The organism is Collinsella sp. CLA-ER-H7, assembly GCF_040092345.1.
Classification (GTDB): Bacteria; Actinomycetota; Coriobacteriia; order Coriobacteriales; family Coriobacteriaceae; genus Collinsella.
The window spans coordinates 16,997-29,772 of sequence record NZ_JBBNLT010000001.1 but is presented as its reverse complement, the minus strand read 5'-3'; the positions used below and the strand labels follow the sequence as shown (position 1 = coordinate 29,772).

10 protein-coding genes are annotated in these 12,776 nt (G+C 60.1%); 8 read left to right on the top strand and 2 right to left on the bottom strand.

The window, feature by feature from the left end; all coding sequences use genetic code 11:
• Nucleotide 1: 1 nt before the first annotated feature.
• Both AAAX75_RS00125 and AAAX75_RS00120 read right to left on the bottom strand, forming a co-directional pair.
• Nucleotides 2–1,387, bottom strand: coding sequence for an FAD-dependent oxidoreductase (locus AAAX75_RS00125; protein WP_349090850.1), 1,386 nt, complete (start codon nt 1,385–1,387; stop codon nt 2–4).
• 16 nt (nt 1,388–1,403) lie between these two features.
• Nucleotides 1,404–2,885, bottom strand: a complete 1,482-nt coding sequence (locus AAAX75_RS00120; RefSeq protein ID WP_349090726.1) for an NAD(P)/FAD-dependent oxidoreductase — start codon at nt 2,883–2,885, stop codon at nt 1,404–1,406.
• A gap of 967 nt (nt 2,886–3,852) precedes the next feature.
• Here AAAX75_RS00120 and AAAX75_RS00115 point away from each other — a divergent pair.
• The 8 genes from AAAX75_RS00115 (at nt 3,853) to AAAX75_RS00080 (ending at nt 12,776) form a co-directional block, all read left to right on the top strand.
• Complete coding sequence (locus AAAX75_RS00115) at nt 3,853–4,284, top strand: zinc ribbon domain-containing protein (protein ID WP_006234085.1); 432 nt, start codon at nt 3,853–3,855, stop codon at nt 4,282–4,284.
• Nucleotides 4,285–4,522: 238 nt separating this feature from the next.
• Nucleotides 4,523–6,286 (top strand): threonine--tRNA ligase, encoded by a 1,764-nt coding sequence (gene thrS / locus AAAX75_RS00110; protein ID WP_349090725.1) that lies wholly within the window; start codon nt 4,523–4,525, stop codon nt 6,284–6,286.
• 326 nt (nt 6,287–6,612) lie between these two features.
• The gene (locus AAAX75_RS00105; protein WP_349090724.1) at nt 6,613–7,203 is read left to right on the top strand and encodes a hypothetical protein; all 591 of its coding nucleotides are present in this window, start codon (nt 6,613–6,615) and stop codon (nt 7,201–7,203) included.
• A gap of 84 nt (nt 7,204–7,287) precedes the next feature.
• Nucleotides 7,288–8,037 carry a sugar transferase gene (locus AAAX75_RS00100; RefSeq protein WP_349090723.1) on the top strand — a complete coding sequence of 250 codons (750 nt, stop codon included), beginning with the start codon at nt 7,288–7,290 and terminating at the stop codon, nt 8,035–8,037.
• A 38-nt stretch (nt 8,038–8,075) separates the two neighbouring features.
• Nucleotides 8,076–9,335 carry a nucleotide sugar dehydrogenase gene (locus AAAX75_RS00095; RefSeq protein WP_349090722.1) on the top strand — a complete coding sequence of 420 codons (1,260 nt, stop codon included), beginning with the start codon at nt 8,076–8,078 and terminating at the stop codon, nt 9,333–9,335.
• Nucleotides 9,336–9,344: 9 nt separating this feature from the next.
• Nucleotides 9,345–10,391, top strand: a complete 1,047-nt coding sequence (locus AAAX75_RS00090) for an NAD-dependent epimerase/dehydratase family protein (protein ID WP_349090721.1) — start codon at nt 9,345–9,347, stop codon at nt 10,389–10,391.
• A gap of 13 nt (nt 10,392–10,404) precedes the next feature.
• Complete coding sequence (locus tag AAAX75_RS00085) at nt 10,405–11,517, top strand: glycosyltransferase family 4 protein (RefSeq protein WP_349090720.1); 1,113 nt, start codon at nt 10,405–10,407, stop codon at nt 11,515–11,517.
• The gene (locus tag AAAX75_RS00080) at nt 11,514–12,776 is read left to right on the top strand and encodes a glycosyltransferase family 4 protein (protein WP_349090719.1); all 1,263 of its coding nucleotides are present in this window, start codon (nt 11,514–11,516) and stop codon (nt 12,774–12,776) included. Before AAAX75_RS00085 ends, AAAX75_RS00080 begins: the two co-directional genes overlap by 4 nt.

Genomic DNA, 12,776 nt, shown 5'->3' with positions numbered 1-12,776 from the left:
CTTACGCCTCCTCAATGGGATCGACGGACAGGACAATTTCGCTAACACCCAGGTTGAGTGCGCTCTGAATCACCTTTGCCGGCAGCGGGAAGCTTTCCATGACGCTCGGTTTAAACGGGCGGACCTTACCTGCAAACAGTTCCTCGTCGCCTGCCAGAATGCGCACGCGGGCGGCGTCGACCGGTCGGCGCACGCGGAAGTTGAGTTTGGTGAGTGCCACAGCCGTAATGCGTCCCGGCAGTGCGTAGCCCGCGATACCGGCAGGGGAGACCTTGAGTTGGCAACTCGCGCCCGCATCTCCGGCCTCGACATTCGCGCCGCTCCCCAGCGCGTATGCCGCCGCAGCCGCGCCGGCACGCTCGGACTCGGTCGTCACGTTGTCGGCCAGGTCGTGCACGTGCAGCACGTTGCCACAGGCAAAGATGCCCGGCACGCCCGTTTGCAGGCTCTGGTCCACTACGGCGCCGCGCGTGCGTGGGTCAAGCTCAACGCCCGCGCCCACCGAAAGCTCGTTCTCGGGAATCAGACCAACCGAAAGCAGCAGCGTGTCGCACGGAACAACGCGCTCGGTTCCCGGAATGGGCGCCAGGCTCTCGTCGACCCGACTCACCTCTACGGCCTCCACGCGATCGTGTCCGATCACGCGCGTGACGGTGGTGGACAGGTGCAACGGAATGCCAAAGTCGTCCAGGCAGTTCTTGACGTTGCGGCGCAGACCGTTGGCGTACGGCATGAGCTCGTACACGCCCTCGACTGATATTCCCTCAAGCGTGCAGCGGCGCGCCATGATAAGCCCGATGTCACCCGAGCCCAAAATGACGGCACGCGAGCCGGGCTTGAGGTTTTCGATATTGATGTATCGCTGCGCCAGGCCCGCCGTAAACACGCCGGCGGGACGGCTGCCGGGGATCTTGATCTCGCTGCGTGTGCGCTCGCGGCATCCCATAGCAAGGACGACCGCACGCCCGGTGAGCTGAAGCATGCCGGTACGGCTCATGAGCGTGACGGTATGGACTGCGGTGGCTCCCGCGGTTTTGTCCGCATTCAGCGTGCCCACAGCCTCGCCCTCGCCCGAATCAATCCCAAGCACCATGCTGCCCAGGAACAGCGCAATATCAGTCGAGCACACCTGGTCGATAAAGCGCTGCGCGTACTCGGGACCGGTGAGCTCCTGTTTAAAGTGCGAAAGGCCAAAACCGGGGTGGATGCACTGGCGCAGGATACCGCCCAGATGCTGCTCGCGCTCCACGATGGCCACGTGGGCGCCGGCCTTATGCGCGGCGAGCGCAGCCGCCATGCCAGCAGGTCCGCCGCCGATAACAACCACGTCGAAGGCCTGCGTCTGCACCGCCTCGGTAGCTCCGGCATCCGCGCGTCCGTCGCGCATATCAAGCGTCGCCATCCTAGCGCACTCCCTTCAGCGGTCCCTCTACCAGCCAAGAACCGGCATCTTCCAACAGCACCTCACTGGGGTCGCAGCTCAGCTCGCGCGCCAGGATCGCTACCACGCGGCTCTGGCAAAAGCCGCTCTGGCACCGACCCATGCCGGCACGGCAGCGGCGCTTGACGCCCTCGACCGAAACCGCGCCCGGGCGGCGTCGGATCGCGGCCACGATCTCGGCCTCGGGCACCGTCTCGCAGCGGCAGACGATCTGCCCCCATGCTGGGTCGGACTCAATGAGCTCTTCCTTGCGCGCAAGCGGTGCACGGTCAAAGTCGTCCGGCGCGTGGCGTATCGAGTCCCAATCGTCCCGTTCGCGCAGGGCCACGCCGGCATCGCGCAGCGCCTGCTCCATGCGCTCGGCAATGGCCGGCGCGCTTGCCACGCCCGGCGACTGAATACCTGCCGCCTGGAACAGCCCCGGCACCATGGCAGACTGCCCAATAAAGAAGTCGTTCGTTCCCTGAATGACCGGACGACCGCCGGCAAACGCGCGCACCACACGACGCGTGTCCAGATCGGGCACCAGCTTGCGCGCGCCGTCCAGCAGCGCGTCGACATCGCTTGCATAGGTTTGCGTGTCGCCCGGCTCGCGCACGGCTGCGGTCGCGGTGATCACGGTGTTGCCGTGGACCGTGCCCGTGACGATAACGCCCTTGGACACCGGCGTGGGCACGGGGTAGAGCGGCATGAGCGCACGCGGCTCCTTGTCCAACACCACGATGTTTCCCTGGCGCCAGACCATCTGAAACTCCTCGGCGCCGGCCATGTGCGAGATGTCCGCGGCTCCGTTGCCTGCGGCATTGATCAGGTAACGGCAGCGCACATCGCCGGCGGGCGTCACCAGCGTAAAGCGCGCGCGGCCATTGCCGTCGGTAGCAACGCCCCCGTCAGCGACGCCGGCAACCTCAATCGCCTCCACCGGTGCGGAGCGCATAAACGTCACGCCGTTGGAGACCGCGTTCTCCAACGCGGCGATGGCCACTTCAAACGGGTCGACGTAACCGGTCGAAGGGCACCACAGCGCGCAGGTCGCCTTGGCGCTCGCACGCGGCTCCAGTTCGTGGATGCGCTCGGGGCCGATAATCGACAGTTCGGGCACGCCGTTGGCCAGGCCATTCTGGCCCAGCTTCTCCAGGTGCGCGCGGTCTTCGTCGTTGAAACCCAGCACCATCGACCCGGTGCGGCGGAACAAAAATCCCAGCTCCTGGGCCCACGTGCCATATAGCTCGCAACCGCGGGCGTTGACCTGCGCCTTTACGGTTCCCGGTGCTGGATCGTAGCCGGCGTGCACCAGGCCGCCGTTGGCCTTCGACGCGCCCAGCGCGATGTCGTTGGCCGCCTCGACCACGCAAATGGACAAGTCAAACCGCGCGAGCTGCCGCGCGATGGCGCATCCCGTGATGCCCGCGCCCACAATCGCGATATCAAACGTTTCTGCCACGGTGCCTCCCAGACAAGTTGACAGGCTGTCAATAGGACTATCCTACGGTCTGCACGCACCCAGCGCAGCGGCAATGCGGCGAACAGCCCCGCAACACCCGCCAACGGCAGGCGAGGGGAGACACGGGACCATCGGTGACATCGTCTGTCGCCCCTGGTGTCAGAGGTTTGTCTCGTTCTGTAACAGTAAGCAGAAGAACTGGGTTCTAGATGTTACAGATCGAGATGTTTGCCAGACGGCCCCTCCGTTTGTCTTGATTTGTAACAGTAAGAGGGGGAAATCGGGCCTACGTGTTACAGAGTGAGATTTAAAGTCAGGGAGAGATCTTCTGTCTCGATCTGTAACATCTAGGGACCGTTTTGGGGTCTAGATGTTACAGATTTAGATGAACCTATCAGTTGGTTTCGAATGTCTAAATCTGTAACGGTTAGACCTGTTTTTGCCGAGTTGTTGTTACAGATCGAGATTTAAGTTGGGGAAAGAATAGTTTGTCTGAATCTGTAACATCTGGGACTGTTTTTGCCGAGTAACTGTTACAGATTGAGACATTCGGCCTGGAGGTTTTCCTTTGTCTCAATCTGTAACAGTTAGCTGATGATTTGGGTTCTAGATGTTACAGATCAAGACAAACCTTCCGACGGATTTTGAATGTCTCGATCTGTAACAGTAAGAGGGGTTTTGGGGCCCAAGATGTTACAGATCGAGATTGAAGTCGGGGAGGGGCCCTGTGTCTCGATCTGTAACAGCAAGATAGGAAATTTGGTCCTAGCTGTTACAGATCGAGACGTTTGCTCGGCGGCCCTCCCGTTCGTCTCGATCTGTAACACTTAGACCCGTTTTTGCCGAGAAACTGTTACAGATTGAGATGTTTGTGTCCGCGGCGGCCCCGCCTGCAACCGTAGTCCCATATAAACAAACCCCGTGGTAAACTTGACCGGACTGTAAATATTCCGAAAGGTTCACCCCAATGTCCAAGTACATCTCCGAGCTCATGTCGCCGCAGCTTATGGGCGTCATCTATGCCTTTGTTGGCTTTATCATCGCCCTGTACGTGCTATCGGTCGTCTATGTGTTCATCGACGCTCGCCGCCGCGGTGCCAGCGCCTACGTGGCATGGGGCATCATCGCCCTCATCCCGTTTGTGGGCCTCATCGCCTACCTGGTCCTGCGCCCGCATTCCTACGCGGCCGACCGCGAGGAACAGGAGCTGGATATGGCCCTGCGCGAGCGCCAGCTTGCCCAGTACGGTACTTGCCCGCAGTGCGGCGCCCCCATCGAGAAGGACTTTGTGGTCTGTCCGGTGTGCGACACCCAGGTTCGCAACGTGTGCCCCAGCTGCCATCGCCCGCTCGACGCGCACTGGAAGGTCTGCCCCTACTGCCGAACTCGCATCCAGTAACGCATCCATCGCCGGGCCGGTCGCAAGCCACGAGCCCCGCGCGTAACGCGCAAGCCGCACGCGCGCCCCGCAGCCCCGCCCCCACACGATGAAGCATGCGTAGAAAATCGCCCGCCGTGCCATTAAGGTGCGGCGGGCGCTTGTATACCAAGGCAACCTGCCTATAATGATGCAAGTCAAAAACGCCGAGCGCATCGCGCGCACTTGCATCAGGCATCCGAGAGGAGAAAACATACCCATGAAGGCACTCTACAATGACGGTTCGGTGGCCGAGCTCCCGCAGGACGAGGTCACGCACGTCATCCGCCACTCCGCCGCGCACATCATGGCGCAGGCCATCAAGCGTCTTTATCCCGAGGCCGACTTTGCCTACGGTCCCGCGACCGACAACGGTTTTTACTACGACGTCGACCTGCCCGAGGGCGTCAAGATCAGCGAGGACGACTTCCCCGCGATCGAGGCCGAGATGAAGAAGATCGTCAAGGAGAACCTCAAGTTCACCGTCTTTGAGAAGCCCCGCGCCGAGGCCATCGCCCTTATGGAGGAGCGCGGCGAGAAGTACAAGGTCGAACACATCGGCGACCTGGACGACGACGCCCGCATCACCTTCTACCAGCAGGGCGACTACATCGATATGTGCGTCGGCCCCCACATCTGCTACACCAAGGCGCTGAAGGCCTTTAAACTCACCGGCGTCTCGGGCGCCTACTGGAAGGGTGACAAGGACAACAAGATGCTTACCCGCATCAACGGCGTCGCCTTTGCCACCAAGGAAGAGCTCGACGAGCACATGCACATGCTGGAGGAGGCCAAGAAGCGCGACCACCGCAAGATCGGCCGCGAGATGGACCTCTTTATGATGCGCGACGAGGCCCCCGGCTTCCCGTTCTTCCTGCCCAACGGCATGATCCTTAAGAACACGCTGCTGGACTACTGGCGCGAGATCCACCACAAGGCCGGCTACGTGGAGATCTCCACGCCGCTCATCATGAACAAGCAGCTGTGGAAGACCTCGGGCCACTGGGATCACTACAAGGACAACATGTACTCCACCGTCATCGACGACGAAGAGTACTGCATTAAGCCCATGAACTGCCCGGGCGGCGTGCTGGTGTACGCCTCCAAGCCGCACTCCTATCGCGAGCTGCCCATCCGTGCTGGCGAGATTGGCCTGGTTCACCGCCACGAGCTGCGCGGCGCCCTGCACGGCCTGTTCCGCGTGCGCTGCTTTAACCAGGACGACGCCCACCTGTTTGTGCGTCCCGACCAGCTGACCGACGAGATCGTGGGCGTGGTCAACCTCATCGACTCCGTGTACCAGAAGTTTGGCTTTAAGTACCACGTTGAGCTTTCCACCCGCCCCGAGGACTCCATGGGCTCGGACGAGGACTGGGCTCGCGCCGAGGAGGGCCTGCGCACCGCTCTGGAGAAGCTTGGCATGGACTACGAGGTCAACGAGGGCGACGGCGCCTTCTACGGCCCCAAGATCGACTTCCACCTGGAGGACTCGCTCGGTCGTACCTGGCAGTGCGGCACCGTCCAGCTCGACTTCCAGATGCCGCTCAACTTTGACCTGGAGTACGTGGACGCCGACGGCACCAAGAAGCGCCCCATCATGCTGCATCGCGTGTGCTTTGGCTCCATCGAGCGCTTCATCGGTATTTTGATTGAGCACTTTGCGGGTAAGTTCCCCACCTGGCTGGCTCCCGTGCAGGTCAAGGCACTTCCCGTCTCCGAGAAGAGCCGTGACTACGCCCACGAGGTGTGCGCCAAACTGGAGGAGGCCGGCATTCGCGTGGTCTGCGACGACCGCGATGAGAAGATCGGCTACAAGATCCGCGAGGCCCGCTCCATTGACCGCGTGCCCTATATGCTCATCCTGGGCGAGAAGGAGGTCGAGGCCGGCAACATCTCCGTCCGCGATCGCTCCAACGAGACCGTTCAGATGAGCGTTGACGAGTTTGTTGCCAAGGTGACCAAGGAGATCAAGAGCCGCGCCTAAGGCAAACTTCACAACATTTACAAAGGCGACCGTCCACAAAGGACAGTCGCCTTTTTTCATGCCCAAACGAGAAAAAGCCGCTGCTAGAGCGGCTTTTTTTGTTGTGCAAAAATGTACAGGTTTTTGTAGAGGGGTATGGAGATGTATCCGCTCGCGCCGCAATTTATGCAATCAGGGAAAACGGCTTGAAATTACTCGTATAATGAGCTTCGTCGAAAGATATAAAAACCTGTACTTATGCGACTGCGCCTAGCTGCGAGCGATAAGCCTGTTCTTAACGCCCCTGCATCCGCGTGCGTCGCAAAGCCAAAAGAGGGGGCGAGAACATGGAACAGACGGCACGGCGCCAAGAGCAGCTGCCGGGCGCATTTAACGGCGCCATCACCAACAGCCAGCACGGCCGCGTCCGCTGGTATCTGGTTCACACCCCCAATGGAAAAGAGCGCGAGACCTGCGAAAAGATTCGCCGCATTATCCCGTACGACCTGATGCAGGACGCTTTTGTGATGCAAAAGGAGTTCTGGTTTAAGCGGCGCGGCGCCTGGTCGCTCCAAACCAAATCTATGTACAAGGAATATTTCTTCGTCGCCACGCACGATGCCGCCGCGCTCGATAGGGCTTTGGCCCAGTTGAGCTTTGGCTGTCGCATCGCCGGCAGTAGGGAGCGGGCGTACATGCCCATGCCGGACGACGCGCAGGATTGGTACCGCAGTGTGTTGGACGACGACGGCGTGGTGCGCAACAGCGTGGCGCGCATAGAAAACGGCGTGTTGCACATAGAGCAGGGGCCCTTGGTGGGGCAAGAGGCCCGCGTAAAGAAAGTCGACCGTCATAAACGCTGGTGCCTGGTAGACGTGGGCGAAGGCGATTCCGCTTTTAGGGAGCTGCTACCGCTCGACGTTCCCAGCAAAACGTAAGGGAGACGTTGTACCGGCTGTTCGTTCGTATTTTTGAATTTACCGATTGGGGGATCCCTGGTGAACGGGGACGTAAGTTTGACTGTGGCTGCTAAAAAAGTAACAGAGAGCAATGTGCCCGCGGGGGCGGCGCTCATTGCTGAGGCCATGGGCCGGCGTGAGGGCATCGGTCGCTACAGGGCCATGCAATCCATCATGGACTGGGACCGCACGCGTCTAGCCTACCGGGCCGTCAAGCGTACGTTCGACATTGTGTTTAGCGGTGTCGCGCTCGTCCTCATCGCTATCCCCAGCTTGGTGCTTGCCGCGGCCATCCGCCTTGAGAGCGAGGGCAACCCCTTCTACAGCCAGATCCGCGTGGGCCAGACCCACCGCGATGGCAGCCTGTCAACCTTCCGCATGTGGAAGTTCCGCTCCATGTACAAGGACGCCGACGAGCGCCTCTCCGAGCTCAAGGAGCAGAACGAGATCGCCGGCGCCATGTTCAAGATGAAGGAGGACCCGCGCGTCACCAGGATCGGCAGGTTCATCCGCAAGCACTCCATTGACGAGTTCCCGCAGTTCCTGAACGTGTTTCTGGGCCAGATGTCCGTGGTGGGCCCGCGTCCGCCGCTGCCGAATGAGGTAGCTGAGTACACCGAGTACGACCTGCAGAGGTTAGCAGTGAAACCAGGTATTACGGGGCTCTGGCAGGTTACGGAGCGCAACTCCACCGGTTTCGACGGCATGGTCCGCCGGGACCTCGAGTACATAGCCAAGCGCGGAATCGTCATGGACCTCAAGATCGTCCTCCTCACGGTTCTGGAAGTCTTCAACGGGAGCGATGCGTACTAATGAACAGTTCAGTTGCACGAACCAAATCGGAGAAGAAAATGAAGATTGCCGTCGCCGGAACCGGCTACGTCGGCCTGTCCCTCGCCGTCCTGCTTTCGCAGCACAACGAGGTGCACGCGCTGGATATCGTGCCCGAGAAGGTCGAGAAGATCAACAACTACGTTTCGCCCATCCAGGACGACGAGATCGAGCGCTTCCTGGCGGAGGCCGAGGCGGGGGAGCGCGGGCTCGACCTACACGCCACCGTCGACGTGGCAGAGGCCTATAAGGGTGCCGACTACGCCGTCATCGCCACGCCCACCAACTACGACTCCGATAAGAACTTCTTCGATACTTCCTCCGTCGAGGCCGCCATCTCCGCCGTGCGCTCGGTGAACCCGGACGCCTGGATCGTCATCAAGTCGACAATCCCCGTCGGCTATACGGCGGGCCTGCGTGAGAGGCTGGGCGACAGCAAGATCTTCTTCAGCCCCGAGTTCCTGCGCGAGAGCAAGGCGCTCTACGACAACCTGCACCCCAGCCGCATCGTGGTGGGCGCGCCCAAGGAGGATGCCGAGGCCGTGGCGGCCGCCGAGCGCTTCGCACGCCTGCTCGCACAGGGCGCGGACCCCGCCGAGCTGGGGCGCGTGAACGCTGACGGAACTATCGGCATCCCCGAGCTCGTGCTGGGCACCACCGAGGCCGAGGCCGTCAAACTCTTCGCCAACACCTACCTGGCGCTGCGCGTGGCCTACTTCAACGAGCTCGACACCTACTGCGAGGTCCGCGGCCTCAACACCCGCGACGTCATCGACGGCGTGTGCCTGGAGCCGCGCATCGGCAGCCACTACAACAACCCCAGCTTCGGCTACGGCGGCTACTGCCTGCCCAAGGACACCAAGCAGCTGCTGGCCAACTACAGGGACGTGCCCCAGAACCTGATCGAGGCCATCGTGGAGGCCAACCGCACCCGCAAGGACTTCGTGGCCGACGAGGTGCTGCAGATGGTGTGGGACCGCGTCTACGAGGGCAAGCCGAAGCCGGTCGTGGGCGTCTACCGCCTGACGATGAAGTCGAACTCCGACAACTTCCGCGCGAGTTCTATCCAGGGCGTCATGAAACGCGTGAAGGCCAAGGGCGTGCCCGTGGTGGTCTACGAGCCCACGCTGGACGCGCCGGAGTTCTTCGGGTCCAAGGTCACGCACGACCTTGAGGCCTTCAAGGCCGGCTGCGACGTGATCGTCGCCAACCGCTGGAGCGACGAGCTCGCGGACGTGGCGGACAAGGTCTATACACGCGACCTGTTCAAACGAGACTAGGTGGTATGAATGGCAAATAAAAAAGTCTTCGTCACCGGAGCCGCCGGCTTTATCGGAGCGTTCCTCGTCAAGAAGCTGCTCGAGGAAACCGATTACGTGATTGTCGGACTCGACAATCTCAACAGCTACTATGACCCCGGCATCAAGGACGCGCGCCTTCGCATGTTGGCCGAGGCCGACCCTGAGAGCCGCTTCACTTTCGTTCGTGGCGACCTGTGCGATGCCGCTCTCATTGAGCGTCTGTTCGCGGAGAACGGCTTCGACATCGTGGTGAACCTCGCCGCCCAGGCGGGCGTCCGCTACTCCATCGAGAACCCGCGCGCCTACCTGGAGAGCAACCTCGTCGGCTTCTTCAACGTGCTCGAGGCCTGCCGCCACCACCCGGTCAAGCACCTGGTCTACGCGAGCTCCAGCTCGGTCTACGGCGGCAACAAGAAGGTGCCGTTCTCGGAGGAGGACCGCGTCGACTCTCCGGTGTCGCTCTACGCCGCCACCAAGAAGTCCAACGAGCTCATGGCCGCCGCCTACTCCAAGCTCTACTCCATCCCGGCCACCGGCCTGCGCTTCTTCACGGTTTACGGTCCCATGGGCAGGCCCGACATGGCCTACTTCGGCTTCACGGAGAAGCTGCGCCGCGGGGATACCATCAAGATCTTCAACATGGGCGACTGCCGCCGCGACTTCACCTACGTAGACGACATCGTCGAGGGCGTGAGGCGCGTCATGGACGCCGCGCCCGAGGTGGAGATGGGCGAGGACGGGTTGCCCCTCGCCGCGCACCGCGTCTACAACATCGGCAACTCGCACCCCGAGAACCTGCTCGACTTCGTCGACACGCTGCAGCGCGTTCTGGTGGAGGAGGGCGTGCTTCCCGCCGACTACGACTTCGAGTCGCATAAGCAACTCGTGCCGATGCAGCCCGGCGACGTGCCCGTCACCTACGCCGACACCACGGCACTCCAGCGCGACCTGGGCTACAAGCCCGCGACCCCGCTCGAGGACGGCCTGAGAGCCTTCGCCAAGTGGTATCGCGAGTATAACGGGGGTTGTTGCTAGCGTGCGAATCGCAATGATTGGTCATAAGCGGTTTGGCTCTCGCGAAGGTGGGGTCGAAGTCGTTGTTACGGAACTGGCGCGTCGTATGGCTGCTCTTGGGCATGTGGTTACATGTTACGATCGCTCTGGTTCCGACGTAATGACCGGCGAGGCGACATCCCTTTCCGAGCGCATCGTTGACGGTGTTCGTATTGTGCCGGTAAAGACAATTGATAAGAAGGGCCTCGCTGCACTTTCTTCGTCCTATTTTGCGACTCGTCAGGCGATTAAGGACCGTCCCGACGTGATTCATTACCACGCCGAGGGACCTTGTGTCCCACTGCCACTTGCCCGTCGGGCAGGAATTCGCACCGTTGCAACGATCCACGGTCTTGATTGGCAGCGAGCCAAGTGGGGACGACTTGCTAGCACTTATATCAAGATGGGCGAGAAGGCGGCTGCAGCCCAATCGAATGAGCTGATTGTTCTATCGTCGTCTGCGAAGGCCTATTTCAAGCAGGAATACGGTCGCGAGGCCACTCTAATACACAATGGAGTGGAAATCCGCGAGCGTATTGATGCCAGTTTAATTGCTGGGCGCTGGGGCCTGACCCGTGGCAACTATATCTTGTATCTCGGTCGACTGGTGCCCGAGAAGCGCGGTGATTTACTCGTCGATGCCTTCCGTCAGCTCGATACCGATAAGCGCTTGGTCATTGCTGGCGGAGGTTCAGACACCGATGCATTTGGGATTGAGCTTAGAAAGCGGGCTGGTTCTGACCAGCGCGTTATTTTTACCGGATTCGTCACGGGTGACCTTCTCGCCGAGCTTTATTCGAATGCATATGTCTACGTGCTCCCTTCCGATGTGGAAGGTATGCCACTTTCTCTTATGGAAGCCATGTCCTACGGGACATGTTGCGTTACGAGCGATGTGCCCGAATGCGCTGACGTTCTTGGAAGCGCCGGCGTAACTTTTGCCAAAGGCAACGTTTCTGAGCTTACTCGCGTCCTTCGCAGCCTTCTGGATAATCCGGAAAGGGCCAACAAGCTTGGCGAGAGTGCTCGCGAGCGCGTGAGAAATAACTATGACTGGGATTCCGTCGTCGAACGGACCCTCGAGCTTTATCAAGGAGAGGCCCGATGAAGATAATCTTGGCGAATTATCGCTACTATGTCTCGGGCGGTCCCGAGATTTATATGTTCAACGTTAAGCGCCTTCTCGAAGACGCCGGGCATACTGTTATTCCGTTTTCGGTCCGCAGCCCGCTCAATGAGGATACGCCATATTCTCGTTATTTTCCCCATGGGAAGAGCGAGTCGGGTGACGCCTACTTTAACAACGTTAAAAAGACTCCGAAGAACGTCGCTCGTTTGCTCTCCTGCGCTTTCTATAACCGCGAGGCATATAAGAATCTGCGACGTCTTATCCGGGACGAGAGGCCGGACGTCGTCTACGTCCTGCAGCAGATTAACGCGCTTTCTCCAAGTATCTTCAAGGCTTGTCACGATGAAGGCGTAAGGGTTGTCCACAGGCTTTCGGATTTCAATATTATGTGCCCCCGTTCCGATTTTCTCTGCAACGGGGAGGTCTGTACGGCTTGTATCAACGGCGATTACTCTAAAGCCGCCGATATGTCCTGCTGCCACGGTTCGAGGGCCACAACTGCAGTGCGTATCGCGTCAATGAAGTTCCACCGCCGCAAGCGCCTGTTTGATTATGTTGATGCATTTGTCTGTCCCTCTGCATTCACGGCGTCTCTTCTGGAAAAGTCCGGTGTGTCGGGGGAGAAAATCAATGTTGTTCCGACGTTTACTACGGCTCCTTCTTTGCTTGAGGACGGTCCTACCGCGGGAAAGTATGCTCTCTATCTTGGTAGGATCAGCCCCGAAAAGGGCGTTGATCTAACCGTAGATGCCGCCATGCGCAATAGCGGTGTTAGGCTCAAGATCACTGGTCGTACCGACGACGAGTACGCTGCGTCAATTAAAACGGCTGTAGAAGAGGCCGGCATATCGGACCGCGTAGATTTCGTAGGCTTCGTTAAGGGCGAGGAGAAGGAGCGCCTCATTGACGGCGCCGCTTGCGTTCTCTGCCCATCGACTTGGTTTGAGAACATGCCCAACACCGTGCTAGAGGCCTACGCACATGGCAAGCCGGTTGTCGTTTTCGATATCGGCTGCATGCCGGAGCTGGTGGAGAACGGGGAGACGGGATCCGTGCTTCCCCTGGGCGACGTTGATGCCCTTTCGAAAACCATCGCTATTTACCTGGAGAATCCGGATGAGGCCAAACGCCAGGGCATGAATGGCCGCAATGCCGTGCTTACGAAATATACACCGCAGAACCATCTCGAAAAGCTCGAAGCGATCCTGAACCCTGCCTACGCTAAGAAAGAGGACTAA

Excerpts from the sequence above, each read along its gene's own strand:
- AAAX75_RS00125 (WP_349090850.1), bottom strand. The coding sequence starts at position 1,387 with ATGCGCGACGGACGCGCGGATGCCGGAGCTACCGAGGCGGTGCAGACG.
- AAAX75_RS00115 (WP_006234085.1), top strand. The coding sequence starts at position 3,853 with ATGTCCAAGTACATCTCCGAGCTCATGTCGCCGCAGCTTATGGGCGTC.
- thrS (WP_349090725.1), top strand. The coding sequence starts at position 4,523 with ATGAAGGCACTCTACAATGACGGTTCGGTGGCCGAGCTCCCGCAGGAC.
- AAAX75_RS00105 (WP_349090724.1), top strand. The coding sequence starts at position 6,613 with ATGGAACAGACGGCACGGCGCCAAGAGCAGCTGCCGGGCGCATTTAAC.
- AAAX75_RS00095 (WP_349090722.1), top strand. The coding sequence starts at position 8,076 with ATGAAGATTGCCGTCGCCGGAACCGGCTACGTCGGCCTGTCCCTCGCC.
- AAAX75_RS00090 (WP_349090721.1), top strand. The coding sequence starts at position 9,345 with ATGGCAAATAAAAAAGTCTTCGTCACCGGAGCCGCCGGCTTTATCGGA.
- AAAX75_RS00085 (WP_349090720.1), top strand. The coding sequence starts at position 10,405 with ATGATTGGTCATAAGCGGTTTGGCTCTCGCGAAGGTGGGGTCGAAGTC.
- AAAX75_RS00080 (WP_349090719.1), top strand. The coding sequence starts at position 11,514 with ATGAAGATAATCTTGGCGAATTATCGCTACTATGTCTCGGGCGGTCCC.